The organism is Nesterenkonia salmonea, assembly GCF_005771525.1.
Taxonomy (GTDB): domain Bacteria; phylum Actinomycetota; class Actinomycetes; order Actinomycetales; family Micrococcaceae; genus Nesterenkonia; species Nesterenkonia salmonea.
This window is the reverse complement of sequence record NZ_VAVZ01000005.1, coordinates 70,903-87,945: the sequence shown is the minus strand read 5'-3', so window position 1 is coordinate 87,945 and position 17,043 is coordinate 70,903. Positions and strand designations below refer to the sequence as shown.

The 17,043-nt window shown below is 60.0% G+C and carries 17 protein-coding genes; 11 read left to right on the top strand and 6 right to left on the bottom strand.

Features of this window, described 5'->3' with window-relative positions:
- The first annotated feature begins 83 nt into the window (after positions 1-83).
- From FEF26_RS02920 to FEF26_RS02905, 4 genes are all read left to right on the top strand, one after another.
- Positions 84-878: an ABC transporter ATP-binding protein gene (locus tag FEF26_RS02920; protein ID WP_138252072.1), complete on the top strand. Its 795-nt coding sequence runs from the start codon at positions 84-86 to the stop codon at positions 876-878.
- On the top strand, positions 875-2,158 hold the full coding sequence (locus FEF26_RS02915) for an ABC transporter permease (protein ID WP_138252038.1): 1,284 nt from the start codon (positions 875-877) through the stop codon (positions 2,156-2,158). Before FEF26_RS02920 ends, FEF26_RS02915 begins: the two co-directional genes overlap by 4 nt.
- A gap of 63 nt (positions 2,159-2,221) precedes the next feature.
- Positions 2,222-2,845 (top strand): hypothetical protein, encoded by a 624-nt coding sequence (locus tag FEF26_RS02910; protein ID WP_138252037.1) that lies wholly within the window; start codon positions 2,222-2,224, stop codon positions 2,843-2,845.
- Between the two features lie 82 nt (positions 2,846-2,927).
- Positions 2,928-4,409, top strand: coding sequence for an MFS transporter (locus FEF26_RS02905; RefSeq protein ID WP_166432891.1), 1,482 nt, complete (start codon positions 2,928-2,930; stop codon positions 4,407-4,409).
- Here FEF26_RS02905 and FEF26_RS02900 read toward each other — a convergent pair.
- Positions 4,393-4,731 (bottom strand): hypothetical protein, encoded by a 339-nt coding sequence (locus FEF26_RS02900; protein WP_138252035.1) that lies wholly within the window; start codon positions 4,729-4,731, stop codon positions 4,393-4,395. The genes FEF26_RS02905 and FEF26_RS02900 overlap by 17 nt on opposite strands.
- 69 nt (positions 4,732-4,800) lie before the next feature.
- On the opposite strand from FEF26_RS02900, the gene FEF26_RS02895 reads away from it, so the two are divergent.
- The 3 genes from FEF26_RS02895 (at position 4,801) to menC (ending at position 7,489) form a co-directional block, all read left to right on the top strand.
- Positions 4,801-5,367 carry a hypothetical protein gene (locus tag FEF26_RS02895; RefSeq protein ID WP_208012831.1) on the top strand — a complete coding sequence of 189 codons (567 nt, stop codon included), beginning with the start codon at positions 4,801-4,803 and terminating at the stop codon, positions 5,365-5,367.
- 141 nt (positions 5,368-5,508) lie between these two features.
- Positions 5,509-6,363 (top strand): exodeoxyribonuclease III, encoded by an 855-nt coding sequence (locus tag FEF26_RS02890; protein WP_138252071.1) that lies wholly within the window; start codon positions 5,509-5,511, stop codon positions 6,361-6,363.
- A gap of 13 nt (positions 6,364-6,376) precedes the next feature.
- A complete protein-coding gene (menC, locus tag FEF26_RS02885; RefSeq protein WP_138252034.1) occupies positions 6,377-7,489 on the top strand; it encodes an o-succinylbenzoate synthase in 1,113 nt (370 codons plus the stop codon).
- A 33-nt stretch (positions 7,490-7,522) separates the two neighbouring features.
- Here menC and FEF26_RS02880 read toward each other — a convergent pair whose 3' ends face one another.
- A complete protein-coding gene (locus FEF26_RS02880; RefSeq protein WP_138252033.1) occupies positions 7,523-8,359 on the bottom strand; it encodes a hypothetical protein in 837 nt (278 codons plus the stop codon).
- A gap of 154 nt (positions 8,360-8,513) precedes the next feature.
- On the opposite strand from FEF26_RS02880, the gene trpS reads away from it, so the two are divergent.
- Together trpS and FEF26_RS02870 are read left to right on the top strand one after the other, a co-directional pair.
- Positions 8,514-9,626, top strand: a complete 1,113-nt coding sequence (trpS, locus tag FEF26_RS02875; protein ID WP_138252032.1) for a tryptophan--tRNA ligase — start codon at positions 8,514-8,516, stop codon at positions 9,624-9,626.
- Positions 9,627-9,631: 5 nt separating this feature from the next.
- Complete coding sequence (locus FEF26_RS02870; protein WP_138252031.1) at positions 9,632-10,741, top strand: YihY/virulence factor BrkB family protein; 1,110 nt, start codon at positions 9,632-9,634, stop codon at positions 10,739-10,741.
- A gap of 58 nt (positions 10,742-10,799) precedes the next feature.
- Here FEF26_RS02870 and FEF26_RS02865 read toward each other — a convergent pair whose 3' ends face one another.
- The 4 genes from FEF26_RS02865 to sdhC form a co-directional block, all read right to left on the bottom strand.
- Complete coding sequence (locus FEF26_RS02865; protein WP_138252030.1) at positions 10,800-11,585, bottom strand: succinate dehydrogenase iron-sulfur subunit; 786 nt, start codon at positions 11,583-11,585, stop codon at positions 10,800-10,802.
- A complete protein-coding gene (sdhA, locus tag FEF26_RS02860) occupies positions 11,585-13,372 on the bottom strand; it encodes a succinate dehydrogenase flavoprotein subunit (RefSeq protein ID WP_138252029.1) in 1,788 nt (595 codons plus the stop codon). The genes FEF26_RS02865 and sdhA overlap by 1 nt, the downstream gene beginning before the upstream one ends.
- A gap of 64 nt (positions 13,373-13,436) precedes the next feature.
- Complete coding sequence (locus tag FEF26_RS02855) at positions 13,437-13,946, bottom strand: succinate dehydrogenase hydrophobic membrane anchor subunit (protein WP_138252028.1); 510 nt, start codon at positions 13,944-13,946, stop codon at positions 13,437-13,439.
- A 1-nt stretch (position 13,947) separates the two neighbouring features.
- Complete coding sequence (gene sdhC, locus FEF26_RS02850; protein ID WP_279536470.1) at positions 13,948-14,352, bottom strand: succinate dehydrogenase, cytochrome b556 subunit; 405 nt, start codon at positions 14,350-14,352, stop codon at positions 13,948-13,950.
- 243 nt (positions 14,353-14,595) lie between these two features.
- On the opposite strand from sdhC, the gene FEF26_RS02845 reads away from it, so the two are divergent.
- Positions 14,596-15,765 carry a mannose-1-phosphate guanylyltransferase gene (locus FEF26_RS02845; RefSeq protein ID WP_243730370.1) on the top strand — a complete coding sequence of 390 codons (1,170 nt, stop codon included), beginning with the start codon at positions 14,596-14,598 and terminating at the stop codon, positions 15,763-15,765.
- Positions 15,755-17,038 (top strand): amidohydrolase, encoded by a 1,284-nt coding sequence (locus tag FEF26_RS02840; RefSeq protein WP_138252026.1) that lies wholly within the window; start codon positions 15,755-15,757, stop codon positions 17,036-17,038. The genes FEF26_RS02845 and FEF26_RS02840 overlap by 11 nt, the downstream gene beginning before the upstream one ends.
- The last annotated feature ends 5 nt before the right edge of the window (positions 17,039-17,043 follow it).

Here is a 17,043-nt window from a genome sequence, read left to right as displayed (position 1 = left end):
CTATTTCATCCTTACGGTCGATGCGCAGTCGCCTCTCATCCGGAAGACTGATTTCAACACTGAAGAGCAATCGAGAGGCAATGATGAGTACACCCGTTCTAGAGACGGAGAATTTGGTCAAGGTCTACGGCCGTGGCCCCGCGCAGTTCCATGCGCTCAAGGGCCTGACCTTCGAGATCCACCGGGGCGAATCGGTGGCCATTGTGGGCAAATCCGGATCTGGTAAATCGACTTTGATGCACCTGCTCGCCCTCCTGGATGAGCCGACCTCTGGGGTGGTGGCCCTAGATGGCCGACCAGTGAGCAAACTCAAGCCCAAAACTGTCTCTGCCCTGCGCAATGAGACGTTCGGCTTCGTCTTCCAGCAGTTCTTCCTCAATCCCAACCAAACGGTTTTGGAGAACGTCACGCTGCCGTTGAAGATCGCGGGTGTGTCCAAATCAGAGCGGGACAAGCGAGGTATGGACGCTCTGGAACAACTTAAGATGGCGGACAAGGCCAAGAACAAGGCCACCGATCTCTCCGGCGGACAGAAGCAGCGCGTATGCATTGCCCGTGCGCTCATCAATAACCCCGAGGTGCTCTTCGCCGATGAGCCCACCGGAAACCTGGACAGCGCCACCAGCGAGACAGTGGAAGACATCCTGCTCAACCTTCAGCGCGACCACGGCATCACCCTGGTTGTGGTCACCCATGATGAAGACCTGGCGTCCAAGTGCCAGCGCCGACTCATCATGCAGGACGGTGAGATCGTAGACGAGCAGGTCGGGGTCAAGGACTCCGCTTCCCATAAAGCTCCCGTAACTGCTGGTCACAGTGGACCCGCAACACGGCGGCGTCGTCGTATCCTCCCATTCGGCAAAGGAGCGGCACGTTGAAATCACTGGATGTGACCAAATCAGCGCTGAGCAACACGCTCCGCTCCAAGCTGCGCACTGCACTGACCGTTATCGCGATCGTCATTGGCGCCTTCACTCTGACCCTGACCTCAGGGCTGGGAGCAGGGATCAACCAAACGGTCGACCGTATCTTCGGCGGTTTCGGCGAAGACGATGCCATCTACGTTGTCCCGCAGGTAGAGGCTGATGCCCAAGAGCAGGATGGACCAGCCGAATACGACCCAGACGCCGGAGCAGAGGTGGACTCCGGGTTCGGTACGGGAATGCTCTCAGCCGAGGATGTGGAAACCATCGAGGGTCTGGATCATGTGGTCGGGGTCGACACGGAGGTGGCCGCGCAGATCGAATACGTCGAGGCCCCGGAGGGCGGACAGTACCAGGCGCAGTTCGACTTCGCCCTCAATGACGTGCTGGCAGAGTTCGCAGCCGGCGGCGCACCTGACCGCAGTGCCATGGAGATCACCATCCCCGAGGATTGGCTGGAGATCTACGGCACGGACAATCCAGACGAAGTGCTCGGCGAAACTCTGATTGTGGCCGCACCCAACGCGGTGGGGCAGACCAGCGATGTCGAAGTCGAAGTCGTCGGCGTCACCCAAGGAACACTGGCAGGAGTGGGGTTCACCCCTATTCCCTCCGTGGCGCTTGCTGAAGAGGTTGCCGACATCAACGCTGAAGGGTTCGAAGGACAAATGCCCGAGGCCTACATCATGGCCTCTGCGGAGATTGAGAACCTGGAGCAGAATGAGGAAGCAGTTAAGGAAGCGCTCGCCGATGAGGGCCTATGGGGCCTGACCGTTGAAGATCAGATCGCCATGTTTGAGGCGGTCATTGACGCCATCACCTGGATCCTCTCCGGATTCGCGCTCATCGCTCTGCTTGCTGCAAGCTTCGGCATCGTCAATACTCTGCTGATGAGCGTGCAGGAGCGCACTCGGGAAATTGGTCTGATGAAGGCACTGGGTATGTCCCGGGCTAAGGTCTTCAGTTTGTTCTCGATGGAGGCTGTGATGATCGGAATCATGGGCTCTGTGGTCGGCATCGGCCTCGGTCTTGCCACAGGGTTCGTCACCGATGGGTTCCTCACCGCAGAGGATGGACCACTGGGTGGATTCGCGGAGTTGAGTCTCTTCGGGTTGGACCCGCTGGCTATCGGCGGCATCTTCCTGCTCATCATCCTCATCGCATTCTTGGCGGGCACATTGCCAGCAGCACGCGCGGCGAAGAAAGACCCGATCGAAGCTCTGCGGTACGAGTAGCGAGTGTTATGACGCTCAGAATTTTCGAAGAATCACAGTGGCAACATCACAGGAGGAGGAGCAATGACTAACCCACCACAGGACAATAACCCGCAGTGGGGAGCCAATCCAGAGGGTGCACCGCAGTCCGGAGGAGACAACCCGTATGCGGACCAGAGCCCTTCAAAGTTTGGGACTGAGGCCTATCACCCGAACGCCTACGGTGGGCCGGTGGAGCAGCCGGACAAGTTCCGCAAACTCAAGCTGTTCACACTGGTGTCCCTGGCTATCTTCTTGTTCAACCAGGTGGTCAGCTTTGTCATGATCAGTTCGGCGGAGTACCGAAATGAGATGATCAACGATCTTGAACAGCAGATGTCCGCCACGGGCCAGGCATTCGACCGCGACCAGTTGGAAACCTACGTTGACGCTGTCGTGGGAGTGAGCGTAGCCATTGCCCTGATCGGAGTGGCAATTTACCTGCTGGTCTTCTTCGGTCTTCGGGCCAACAAGAACTGGGCCAGGATCGTCGGCATCGTCTTCGCGATGCTCGGAGCCGTGGTCAGCGTCGGTGGGTTCGTCTTCGGTGGTGCCTCCGACATCATCACCGTCGTTGTCACACTGCTCTGGGTCGGCGTGAACATCTATTGGCTGGTCCTGGCGTTCAGCCCGGATGTTGGCCGTTACCTCCGGGAGGTCCGGAGCTGACGCTTCGCGCTGAACCTGTCCGATGGGGAGGATTTCGTTGCCTTTCGCAACGGAACCTCCCCATCGGTATAGAGTGCATCAAATGAGTCAGGAACAGCAGAGCTCCGAGGAAGCGCCGAGCGCACGCGTTCTGATCGCACTGCTGCTTCCACTGTTCGCGTCGCTGATGAGCATCTCCTCAGTGATGGTCGCACTGCCCGCAATTGAGGAAGGACTCGGCGCTACCTCCTCCGATCTCCAGTGGGTGCTCTCGGGCTACGCGTTGGCCTTCGGCGTGGGCCTTGTCCCGGCCGGTAGAGCCGGAGACCTCTGGGGACGCAGACGCTTCTTCCTCATAGGCACAGCAGTCTTCGCCGCCACCTCGTTGGCAGCAGCGTTCTCACCCACCCCCTTGGTGCTCAACGCCATGCGCGTTGCCGCGGGCCTAGGTGCGGCCATGCTGGTGCCGCAGATCATCGGGATGATCCAACGGCTGTTCACCGGACAGGCGCGCGGCCGCGCTTACGGCCTCATGAGCACAGTCATCGGGGTGGCCGTGGCCATCGGTCCGCTGCTGGGCGGCGGGCTGATTGACGCAGCCCCTGCTGATACCGGCTGGCGACTGGTGTTCCTGCTCAACGTTCCGGTCACTGCCGTGGCGCTGATCGCAGCATTCCTCTGGCTGCCCAAATTCCAAGACCGGGACGCTGCCAAGGCTGAATCCGCCGGGACTTTCCGCAGTCTGCTCAGACTGGACCCCCTGGGCGCAGGGCTGCTGTCAGTGGGAATCGTCTGCATCATGCTGCCCGTTATCCAGTTCACGAACCTACTGGGCGCAGCGATAGGTGCTGCTGGGCTCGCCCTGCTGTTCCTCTGGTTCTGGTGGGAGAAGCGCCTCGGAGAACGTGACCCGGACGCCCCTATGGTCAATCTGAAGCTCTTCACCCTGCCCAGCTACACCTGGAACTCCGCAGTGATCATCATCTACTTTGCCGGCATGCCAGGCATTTGGGCTGTGGTGGCGATCTACATTCAGCAAGGCCTCGGGCTCGGAGCCTTGACCGCCGGCCTGGTGATGCTGCCCAGCGCGGCCATGGTCATCCTGCTGGCCTCTCAGGTAGGCCGCCGTGTGGAGCGGGTGGGCCCACAGATGCTGATTCTCGGAAGCGTCGCCGCCTTTGTTTCCATGCTCGTGCTCGCCGGGGCCGCGCTGCTGCAGAGCACCGAGTGGGCCTCGATCGGCTGGGTGGCTCTCGCGCTGGGGGTCAACGGGTTGTCGCAGGCCCTGATTATCCCCAGTGCCCAAACACTGTCCATGCAGGACGTGCCCGAAAGCATGGCTGGTGCAGCTGGGGGAGTGGCGCAGAGTGCGCAACGCGTCGTCACAGCAATCGGCCTGGCCGTCGTCACCGCGGTGTACTTTATGGTCCTCCCAGGGGGAGACCATCAAACGGCCATGCTGGTTGCCGCACTGGTGATTGCCGGAATCATGCTCACCGCCGTCGCTGCCGCAGTGGGTGCAGCCCGACGAGCCGCAGCCGAGCGCAGGATCGGTTCAGGCGCCGCGTTTACCGCAGACGGGTGACTTCACGGACATCTTTGTCCGTCACATACTTCGGCTTGCCAGCGAAAATCTCAGCACGCTCCTCGGATTCCTCCCAGGCCCGCTCCGCTGCGGCGAACTCCGCCGAATCTCCCAGTCGGGAAACGAACCAGGTCAGCTGGGACTTCTCACTGTCCAACCAGACAGACTCCACTGTGAAGCCACGGCCCTCACGGGCAGGGAACACCTCTTTGGTCAGGAATTCGACAAACTCTTCAGCCAGCGCAGGATCCAGGGTGTACCGCCGCATCCAGGTGGTGCGATCAGCGGTATCAGCGCTCATGGTTTCCGGCAGTTCTGTCACGTGAAGCTCCTCGGGTTTGCGTTGGGGGCCTTTCGATCTTATCCCTGCAGTCTGGAACAATGGTGCTTTGTGAGCAATTCTCTTCCCTCCCCCCATAGAGCGCATGAAGCCTTGCGCAACGCAGGCCGCAGAGGCACCAGTATCGTCTTCGCGGTGATGATCACCGTTCTCCTGGTCGCGTTGATCTTCGCCGCCAATGAGAACGACATCATCGGATGGATTCTCGTGGTGATCGCCGGCGGCTGGTTGCTGCTGGCCACCGTGGTGGTTACTGCGTTCTCCCGCAGCGCGAAGAAGTTCGGCCAAGCAGTCGACTCCGCCAGGGCAGACGTCGCAGCTCAGCGCGGTCCCCGATCCGGTGGCACTGCAGTGGTGGATGAGGACACCCACACCCGGAATTTGAAATTGGACCACTCCTTCAAAATCGTTCAGGTCCAAGCCAGGGTCATTAAGCAGGAGCTGGCCAAAGGCCAAGAGGCTGACACCGAGATGGTGGATCGTGCCCTGGAAACTCTGGAGATTACTGCTCACAACGGCCGCGATATGCTCGCCGAGCACGTGGGTCGCAAAAAGAAAAACCGGGACCAGAACGACGACGGCAACGGCGAAACTATCAAAGGCGACGTCGTGCGCTAAAGCATTTTTCATTGCCGTGTTGGGGATTCAGGCTCCTAGAGGAACCTGAATCCCCAACAAACGCCTGACAACCGCTAAGGAGACCCAGTGAGCGAGTCTGAAGAGCACCCGCACCGGATTGTGGACCCCAAATCCGCAGAGATGACCAGGATCGCCTCCGTCAACGTCAATGGCATCCGGGCGGCTGCACGCAAGGGGATGGGCGAATGGTTGGCCTCCCGTGAGATAGATATTTTGGCCCTGCAGGAGGTGCGTGCCTCCCCGGATATTCTCAGCAAGCTGGTGGCCGACTTCGCCGAGCAGGCAGGGGCGCACCACCCGCAGTCACAGTGGCATATCCACGAGCACGAAGCGGCAGACAAGGGCCGGGCTGGAGTGGCCATCCTCTCCCGGCAGGCCCCGATCGAGACCCGAACGAGAATCGGTGAAGGGCACCCAGAAGACGACGGCCGTTGGATCGAAGCTGACTACGAACTTGGCGACGGAAGCACACTCACAGTGGTCAGCGTCTATGTCCACTCCGGGGAGGTCGGAACCACCCGCCAAGAGAACAAGATGCGCTTTCTGCAAGACATGGTGGACTACCTGCCCCAACTCGCTGAACGCTCAGATCACGTGCTGGTTCTGGGCGACCTCAATGTGGGCCATACGGAGTTGGACATCAAGAACTGGAAGGGCAACGTCAAGAACTCCGGGTTCCTCCCTGAGGAGCGGGCCTTCTTCGACACATTCTTCGGCGACGCCGGTTACGTTGATGTGGCTCGGTCGCTCGCGGGGGAAGTTGATGGCCCCTACACATGGTGGTCCTACCGCGGAAAAGCCTTTGACAATGACACCGGCTGGCGCATCGACTACCACATGGCGACCCCCGCCCTCGCCGAGTGGGCTGCCAATCCCACGGTGGACCGTGCGGCCGACTACTCGCTGCGCTGGTCCGACCACGCCCCGCTCGTGGTCGACTACAAACTGCCCCGGTCCTCCAACAGTGCAGAGTGATTGGCCCTCGATTATGAACCTCACATCTATCACGGTGCGCCGGTTGACCCTTGAGATGCGCACTCCGTTCACCACAAGCTTCGGGACTCAGACTCACAGAGACCTGTTGATCGTGGAAGCCCACGACGACGCCGGCACGGTCGGCTACGGGGAATGCGTGGCGGGAGCCGAACCCACCTACTCCGAAGAGGCCACCAGCACGTGTGAGGTAGCCCTGGCCGAGTATATTCTGCCGCGGCTGCAGAACGCTGATGTGAATCATCCAGAAGACATCAGCCGGCTACTGGCGCCCATCAAACGGAACAACATGGCCAAAGCGTCCATAGAGGGCGCAGTATGGGATCTGTGGGCCAAGCAACAAGGCATCTCTCTGGCAGAAGCCTTGAAGGGTACCAAGAGCCGGGTAGATGTCGGCCTGAGCATCGGCATCAAGCCCACCGACGCGGAGCTCATTGAGGCTGTGGGCGACGCCGTCAACGCCGGGTACCGACGGATCAAAATCAAGATCGCTCCGGGTCGGGACCTTGACATGATGCGCGCGGTACGGCGGGAGTTCCCGGAGACTCCCATCATGGTCGATGCTAATTCCGCGTACACCCTCAATGACCGTGATCTGTTCACAGCGCTGGATGACCTAGACCTCATGATGATCGAACAGCCACTAGGGCACGATGACATAGTCGACCACCGGCATCTGCAGGCAGCCATCAGGACCCCCATATGCCTTGACGAGTCCATTCACTCAGTCGACGACGCACGCAAAGCCTTGGAGCTTGGCTCTGGCAAGATCATCAACATCAAGATCGGCCGCGTCGGAGGAATCGCTGAAGCCCTCAAGATTGAGAAGCTCTGCCGCAATGCTGGAGTGGACGCCTGGTGCGGTGGGATGCTGGAGACGGGAATTGGTCGGGCGCATAACGTGGCCATCGCCAGCCTGGCCGGATTCACCCTTCCTGGCGATACGGCACCCTCTGCCCGCTACTGGCACGAAGACATCATTTCCCCTGAAGTGACCATGAACGATGGTCAGATCGAAGTGCCCACCACGCCTGGCCTGGGCTATGAGGTAAAAACCTCCATGCTGGAGGAACTGACGACCCGGAAGTTCACTGTCGAGCTCAGCTGAGACCGCGAACCTCCGGGATCGCCTAGTGCGTTGCTAGAAGTCGATGTAGTTCATCAGGAGCTCTTCCAGCTCCTGCTCAGTCATGGCGTCGTCTTGGGAAGGCTCTTCAGTTTCCGGAGCTTCATTCCAGTTCGAGTAGTGCTCGGTGACGAGCAGATCGTCGTCGTAGTAGGTCAGCTCCACAAAGTATGGCTCCTCTGAGTCGGCCAAGACCACGAGCTCGGCCTCGTCTTCACCGTCGTAGACCCACACTTCGGTGCCGTCGCGCTCCTGAAGTTCGCCTTCATTGGAGAACTGCTCAGCCAGGCTTGAGGCGTCGTCGAAGCCGTACTCGGACAGCAAACCCTCGATTTCCAGCTCTTCCATGTCCGAGGCGGGAATGTCCTCAATGATCAACCAACGGTCACCGGCCTCTTCGCGGAAGCCGTCTACGTCAATGAAGGAGCTGATGTCGTCCCCTTCAGCCTCTGCGCCGAACTCCATAAGGTCCACGAACGCTGAGACTGGCATGTACGCTGTTGCTTCAGGACGCAGGAACAGCATGTCCCATTCCACATCAAGCACATGAGCTTGCATGAAGACGCGGTCCCCACCCTCGGTGAAGTGGACGAGAACTTCCTGGTCGTCTTCATCAACGTCCATGTCATCGAGCATAGGATCAGATGCGAAGGCCGCATCCCAGTCACCGTCGCTGAGAACCGTGAAGGAATCCGCTTCCTGAACCGATTCCAGAATGTTCTCCGCGAGCTCATCCAGTGGTGGCGGCTCGTCATCGTCGCCGCAGCTGGTCAGGACCAGAAGCCCTGCAGTTCCGATACCTAGTGCTGCGGTCCTGCCCGGGCGCCGAGCAAATGAATAGAGTGGTGTCACCGTTCCTCCTGCGTATGTATCAACCCTGAGGGGCCCTGCGTACCCAACATGCCGTTGGTTCGGTGTAACTCTAGCGTGATTCCAGCTGACGTTCAGAGTCATGGATCTTCAGGTGGAGCACCAGAACTTTGGTGGTTTTCACCAGGGCCATAGAATGACCGCAGACTCGCCCCGAACTGAACAGGACAAGGATCTCTCCGTGACAGACGACGCCGCCTCCACCACTGAGCAGCAGGGCACCACTCGAAAGGCTCCCGAAGCTGGTGCTCGGGTGATTTCCGGTATGCAGCCATCAGGGGAATCACTGCACCTGGGTAACTACGTGGGGGCACTGGTCAATTGGGTGAAGACCCAGGAGCAGTATGAGTCCTTCTTCTTCATCCCGGACCTTCATGGGATCACTGTGCCGCACGATCCGCAGTTCCTGCGCGAGCGGACCAGGAACACTGCCGCGCAGTTCATTGCTGGAGGAATCGATCCTGATCGATCCACACTGTTCGTCCAATCCCATGTGCCTGAACACGCCCAACTCGCGTGGGTTCTGACCTGCATCACTGGAATGGGCGAGGCAGCTCGTATGACCCAGTTCAAAGACAAATCTGCCAAGCAGGGGACCGAGGCCGCCTCCGTCGGTCTGCTGAGCTACCCAATGCTCATGGCAGCCGACATTCTGCTCTACCAGCCTGATGGGGTCCCCGTAGGTGATGACCAGAAACAGCATGTGGAGCTGACTCGGAATCTCGCGCAGCGCTTCAACCACCGCTTCGGCGAGACGTTCAGAGTTCCTGAACCATTCATCCCTGAAGTAGGCGCCCGGATATACGACCTCCAAGAGCCGACTGTGAAGATGTCCAAATCGGCATCTTCTCCGAACGGGCTCATCAACATCAATGACACTGATAAGAAGATCGCCAAGAAGATCAAGGCTGCGGTGACCGATGATGGCACCGAGATCCGTTTCGACCGCGAGGCCAAGCCGGGAGTCTCCAACTTACTCAGCATTTACTCTGCCGTGACGGGAAAGTCCATCCAAGAATTGGTCAGTGAGTACCAAGGAAAAATGTACGGACACCTCAAAGCGGACCTGGCTGAAGTGGTCGTCGCAACTGTTGGACCGGTCAGGGACCGGACCCAGGAGCTGCTGGCAGATCCCGGTGAATTGGATGCCCTGCTGTCCAAAGGCGCGGCGAAGGCACGCCACACCGCGGCGGGAACATTGGCCGAGGTCTATGACAAAGTGGGTTTCCTGCCCGCAGCTCCGGTATAGCCCTCATGCCCCGCAGTTCCCGCCTACGGCCACAAAACCAAGCAGCACGCCGCGGGCACCAACGAGGGAACACCGGTGCCATTCTTGATGCGGCCAAAGCACGAGTTGAGAAGTTCGACGACAGCCATGAGGTCAAGCCCCGAAATAACCCGGTAGATCATGACCTGCTCAAGCGTGAAGAGCTCCAAGCGCGGATGGCCTATGGGAGAGCGAAACGAGAAGGTCGAAGCGGCACTGCCCTGTTTGTTCCGATGCTGGAATGGTGGCTCACTAGGCTGAATCGTACTCGTGCGATGCGGTCACTGAACCTCTTCTTCTTCCACTACGGCACGGTGATGGCCGCCGGCGCCGCGTACATGATGTTCTTCTCCGTGTCCGCAATGCTTGTTGCAGGCTTCTCAGTGGCTGGTCTTGTGATCAGTGGAGATGAAGAGCTGCAGGCCTTCATTGTCGAGGCTGTTGAAACGGCTGTGCCGGGAGTGATCGATACTGGCGATGGGGGGTTGGCCCGCCCAGATCAGCTCTTCGATACAGCAGGCTTCAATACTGCTCTGGTGGTGTCACTGTTGGTCGCGATAGTAGCCTCACTGAGCTGGATCCACGGGTTGCGGTCTGGAATTCGCAGTATCTTCGACCGGCCACTCATGGCCGAATACATCTGGGTGGTGAAGGCCCGAGACTTTCTCATCATGCTCGTTCTAGGTGCCGTCTTGGCGGCGACGACAGCCGCCAACTTGATTACCACGGTGTCACTTGATGCGACCCTGGGATTCCTTGGTTGGGAGGCTCTAGACGGCCCGGTCACACGACTGGCGGCTATCGGTGTGTCCTTTGTCTTGGACGTTCTGGTTGCCATCCTGGTGATGCGCGTAGCCTCGCGCATAGTGATCCCGGTCGCGGCCCTGTGGCAAGTTGCGATCATCGCCGGTGTCGGGTCCTCGCTGTTGAGGCAGCTGTCTACTCAGCTCATCTCGAATGCGACCTCCAATGATGTCCTGCTGCCCTTCGCCACCGTGCTGGGCCTGTTCTTCTACTTCTATCTGTTCAGCTTGGTCTACCTTATGGCCGCCAGCTGGGGTGCAATTGTGGCCTCGGACCAGGCTGTCCGGAGCTGAACGCAGAAGGAGGGGCCCACCGCGCAAAGCAGTGGGCCCCTCCTTCTGCAGGAGAACCTCACATAGATCGAGTGAGAATCGCGGTCTTGACCTCTTGGATAGCCTTGGTGACCTCGATGCCTCGGGGGCACGCCTCAGAGCAGTTGAAGGTGGTGCGGCAGCGCCACACGCCTTCCTTGTCGTTGAGGATCTCCAGGCGCATATCTCCGGCGTCATCACGGGAGTCGAAGATGAAGCGGTGGGCGTTCACGATCGCCGCAGGACCAAAGTACTGGCCGTCGGTCCAGAACACCGGGCAGGAGCTGGTGCATGCTGCACACAGAATGCACTTGGTGGTGTCATCGAAGCGTTCCCGCTCCTCTGGCGACTGCACACGCTCGGCAGTCGGGGCAGGGGAGTTGTTAATCATGAAGGGCATGATCTCCCGGTAGGACTGGAAGAACGGCTCCATGTCCACGATCAGATCCTTCTCTACGGGAAGGCCCTTGATCGCTTCGACCACAATGGGCTTGGAGGTGTCCAGATCCTTCAGCAGCGTTTTGCAGGCCAGCCGGTTGCGTCCGTTGATCCGCATAGCGTCTGAGCCGCAGATACCGTGTGCGCAGGAGCGGCGGAACGTCAGCGTGCCATCGACTTCCCATTTGACCCGGTGGAGGGCGTCCAGGACACGGTCAGTGCCGAACATGGTGAGTTCCCATTCGTCCCACCAGGCATCCTCAGCACGTTCAGGATCGTAGCGCCGGACTTTCAGGGTGATATTAAATTCCTGCACCGCGCCAGCCTCGCCGGAATCAGCGAGGTCGATCTTGGAAGCGGGTTCTTTCTCAACAGTGGGAGTGCTCATCAGTACTTACGCTCCATCGGCTCGTAGCGGGTGAAGGTGACCGGTTTGGTGTCGAAGCGAATACCCTCGACCCCTTCGGTCACAAAGTCGGGATCCTTGTACAGCATCGAATGCAGCATAAAGTTCTCGTCATCGCGGTCAGGATAGTCCTCGCGGTAGTGACCACCACGGGACTCCTTCCGGTGCATAGCGGAGACTGTCATCACCTCAGCCATGTCCAGCAGGAAACCGAGTTCGAGGGCTTCCAACAGGTCCAGGTTGAAGCGTTTGCCCTTGTCCTGAACAGTGATCTGCTGGTAACGCGCCTTGAGCTCGTAGATCTTATCCAGAGCTTCTCTGATGCTTTCCTCGGACCGGAAGACCTGCATATTGAGGTCCATCGTGTCTTGGAGTTCAGCGCGGATGGTGGCGACGCGTTGTTCTCCGGTGGAGTTGCGCAGCATATCCAGTTGCTCGGTGACGAAGGTTTCCGGGGCCTCCGGAAGTTCGACGAACTCAGCGCTGTTGGCGTACTCGGCCGCGTAGAGACCAGCGCGCTTGCCGAAGACATTGATGTCGAGCAGCGAGTTGGTACCCAGGCGGTTGGACCCGTGAACTGACACGCACGCCACCTCGCCGGCAGCGTAGAGTCCAGGGACCACGGTGTCGTTGTCCTGGAGCACCTCCGCCTTGATATTGGTCGGGACACCGCCCATGGCGTAGTGGCAGGTGGGGAACACTGGGACAGGCTCAGTATGAGGTTCCACTGCCAGGTACGTGCGGGCGAACTCGGTGATGTCCGGCAGTTTGGCGTCGATGTGTTCGGGCTCGAGGTGCGTGAGGTCCAGGTACACGTAGTCCTTATTGGGGCCTGCGCCGCGGCCTTCGCGGACCTCCTGGGACATGGCACGAGCCACGATATCCCGGGGTGCGAGGTCCTTGATGGTGGGGGCGTATCGCTCCATGAAACGCTCACCCTCACTATTGCGCAGAATGCCGCCTTCGCCACGGGCCGCTTCGGAGAGCAGCACGCCCAGGCCCGCTAGTCCGGTGGGGTGGAACTGGACGAACTCCATGTCCTCAAGTGGAATACCTGCACGGTAGGCGATGGCCATGCCATCAGCTGTCAGCGTGTGAGCGTTGGACGTCGTCTTGAAGATCTTGCCCAGGCCGCCTGTGGCGAACACGACGGACTTGGCCTGGAAGATGTGCAGCTCGCCGGAAGCGAGGTCGTAGGTGACGACGCCTGCCACGCGCTTCTGCTTATAGGTGCTTCCGTCTTCCCGGGTCGCATCCTCTTCCACGGTGATGAGGTCCAGAACGTAGTACTCGTTGTAGAACTCAACATTGTGCTTGACGCAGTTTTGGTAGAGCGTCTGCAGGATCATGTGACCGGTGCGGTCTGCGGCATAGCACGCCCTGCGCACGGCGGCCTTGCCGTGATCGCGGGTGTGTCCGCCGAAGCGCCTTTGATCAATCTTGCCTTCGGGCGTCCGGTTGAAGGGGAGCCCCATCTTCTCCAGGTCCAAGACCGCGTCGATGGCCTCTTTGGCCATGACCTCGGCGGCGTCCTGGTCGACGAGGTAGTCGCCACCTTTGACAGTGTCGAAAGTGTGCCACTCCCAGTTGTCTTCTTCAACATTCGCCAGCGCTGCACACATACCGCCTTGGGCGGCTCCTGTGTGCGAGCGGGTCGGGTAAAGCTTGGTCAGCACCGCAGTGTGCGCGCGCTGACCTGACTCGATGGCGGCGCGCATCCCTGCGCCGCCGGCGCCGACGATCACAACGTCGTACTTATGAACCTGCATGTTCTGTTCGGCTCTTTTCTCTTGGTGCGTGTGGGTGCGTGCGGTGCGGGGGCGTCGTCGTGCTCTAGTTGACGACGCTCTCGCAGAACGACGGTGCGTAGTCCATCAGGTTCCCGGCGTCGTCGACCAGGCAGGGCTCGAAGGTGAAGATCACCAGGGTGCCCAGAATGATGATGACCGCAGTAGCCGAGTAAAGGATCGACTTCAGCCAGAGCCGCGTCGAATCTTTTTCCGCGTAGTCGTTGATGATGGTGCGCATGCCATTAGTGCCGTGGAGCATAGCCAGCCACAGCATGGTGAGATCCCAGAACTGCCAGACGGGATTGGCCCATTTGCCGGCTACGAATGCGAAGTCGATCTGGTGGATGCCTTCCCCGACCATGAGGTTGGAGAACAGGTGTACGAAGATGAGCACCACAAGTGCCGCACCTGAGACTCGCATAAACACCCAAGCGACCATTTCAAAGGAGCCAGACGAGGGGTTGGAGCGAAGGTACTTGGGGTCGATCCGTCCCGAGCGGGGGGCTTCAATGCCCTGCGCTGGGAGTACCGCTTCAGAGTTCGTGGTGGTCATCTCAGAAACCCTCCCAGCCTTCGAAAAAGATCATCAGATGGCGGATTGAGAACGCCACCATTGTCACGAACCACAGGATCATGACGGCCCAAAGCATCTGGCGGTGATACCGGGTGCCCTGCTTCCAGAAGTCCACCAGAATAATGCGCAGACCGTTGAATGCGTGGAAGACGATGGCGCCCACCAGGCCGATCTCTCCCATGATCATGATGGGGTGTTTATATGCGCCGATGACCGCGTCATAAGCCTCAGGCGAGACGCGGACCAGCGAGGTGTCCAGTACATGGACTAGAAGAAAGAAGAAGATTCCGACACCGGTGATGCGGTGCCCAACCCAGGACCACATACCTTCGCGGCCTCTGTAGAGCGTCCCCCGTCCACCGGAGGTGCTTTTTGTCTGCGTCACGTTCAGTTACCTTTCCAGCGTCGTCGCATGGCACTGAGCCCCATCCTAATCTTTCGAGGTGCAGCTTTGTTTTCTACACGTTGTAGAAAAGTCCTCTGCTTCGGGTTGTCGTATAATGGCCCACGTCAGCCTGTTGTGGTATCGACGCCGCTAAAAGCTCCCCGCCAGATGTGCCGCCATTTCGTCATGACCTGTTTCACAGGGTACTCAGTGAGATCCGGCTCAGGGGATACGCTAGGTCGAGTGACTTCCAGCTCCAACTCCACACAGGCCAGTATCCCCCCATCAGCACTGGATCGATTCCACGCAGTGATCCCCGCAGGTGGTGTGGGAACAAGACTGTGGCCGCTGTCCCGCGCAGGCGCACCCAAGTTTCTGCACGACCTGACCGGAGCGGGAACGACGCTCATCCGATCCACCTATGAACGACTGCTTCCCCTCTCCGGGCACTCAGTCATGGTAGTGACCGGAGAGGCCCACGGCGAGGCGGTGCTCGGCCAGATTCCAGAGCTCAACTTGGAGGATCTGGTCCTCGAGCCCGAACCCAAAGACTCTGCAGCGGCCATTGGATTGGCCGCCGCCATACTTCACTCCCGCGATGTAGCCGCCGGACGCACCGGTTCTGCGGGGACCATCATGGGGTCTTTTGCAGCCGATCATGTGATCGCACCAGTGCAGATCTTCCGTGATGCGGTCGGACAAGCTGTGGTCACTGCCGCCACCGACAAGATTGTGACCATCGGCATCAAGCCCACGCACCCCTCCACCGGGTTCGGGTACATCCGCACCGGTGAGAAGTACCAGGTGGCAGATGCCCCCGACGCACACCACGTGATCGAGTTTGTGGAAAAGCCGGGAGAACAGATCGCGCAGGAATATGTGGCCAGCGGAGACTACCTCTGGAATGCCGGGATGTTCGTCGCGCCAGTCTCCTTGCTGCTTGATCACCTGGCAGCCGCCGAACCGGAGCTTCACGCGGGACTGACCGAAATCGCGGCCGCGTGGGGCACCGACCACCAGGCGGAGACACTCGCCCGCGTCTGGCCCACCCTGCCCAAGACGGCCATTGACTACGCGGTCGCCGAACCGGCTGCTGATGCCGGAGATGTGGCCGTCATCCCAGGGAACTTCACCTGGGACGACGTCGGTGACTTCGCGGCCATAGCGCGGCTCAACCCGGCGGCTCAGCAGGAGAACATGACAGTCCTCGGCAAAAAACCGAGAGTGTATTCCGAGGACTCATCCGGCGTCGTCGTGTCCGAAACTCAACGCGTGGTGGCACTGATCGGTGTCAAAGACATTGTGGTGGTCGACACTGAGGACGCACTTCTGGTGACCACCACCGATCACGCGCAGAGCGTGAAACAGGCGGTTGAAGCGCTCAAAGCGAAAGGAGACTCCGATGTCCTCTGATGCGGAGGCAACCGGGCGGGAAACCACAGCACGTGTCGACGCCGAAGTCACGCGCCTCACCGCGCCAGCCACTGCCACAGCAGACCTCGTGGCAGAACTGGAAAGTGACCTGATCTCCTTCCGCAGAGACCTCCACGCCCATCCGGAGTTGTCCTGGAAAGAAAAACGCACCACAGCGAGTATCGCGGCCCACCTGCGTGAGGCCGGTCTGGAACCTCAGCTGCTGCCGGAGACCACCGGATGTTATGTGGATGTCGGGCCAGCGGATGCCCCGATCGCCGCTGCTTTTCGGGGTGACATCGACGCACTGCCCATCACTGAAACCACCGGACTCGACTACGCCTCGCAGAACACGGGAGTAGCGCACTCCTGCGGCCACGACCTGCACACCACAGTCATGATGGGCCTGGCATGGACCCTCCAGCGGTTGCACACACAACGGTCATCACAGACTGGCGGCGACCAAGGACTCGCGTGCCGCATCCGCATCATCTTTCAGCCGGCTGAAGAGCACTTTCCCGGTGGTGCCCAAGAGATCGTGAGGCAGGGTGTGCTCCGGGACGTGCCTCGGATCTTCGCCCTGCACGCCGACCCCAAGCTCACCGTCGGTTCAGTCGGCACCCGGATCGGTCCCATCACCTCGGCATCGGACCTGGTGCGGGTCGAGGTCACGGGCCGCGGCGGCCACACTTCACGGCCGCACCTGACCGAAGACGTCATCGGAGCGCTGGGGCATATCGCCACCAGTGTCCCCGCCATCCTGGCCAGACGGATCGACGTCCGCAGCGGAGTCTCCTTGGTTTGGGGACATATCAGCGCCGGAAACGCTGCCAACGCCATACCCTCCAACGGGGCGCTGCACGGCACCATGCGCATACTTGACGCCGATGCGTGGAAAGAGGCCGGGGGAGTGCTGGTTCCCATCGTCGAGCAGGCCGCTGCCGCGTACGGGGTCAGCGTCACCCTCGACCACGTGCGAGGCGTGCCGCCTGTGGTCAATGACGAAGACTGCACCGGAATCATCGACCGGGCCGCGAAGAAGGCCCTCGGGGAATCGAGTCTGACTCTCGCGGAGCAGTCCATGGGCGGTGAGGACTTCGGCTGGATGACCCAGGAGGTTCCTGGCTCCATGTTCCGACTCGGCACCATGACCCCAGGAGGGGAAGCCTACGATTTGCACAGGGGAGACTACATCCCGGATGAGCGCGCCATCGCAATAGGCGTCAGAGTGATGGCGGAAGTGGCCCACATCTGCCTCTCCGCCAACGCTTAGGATTA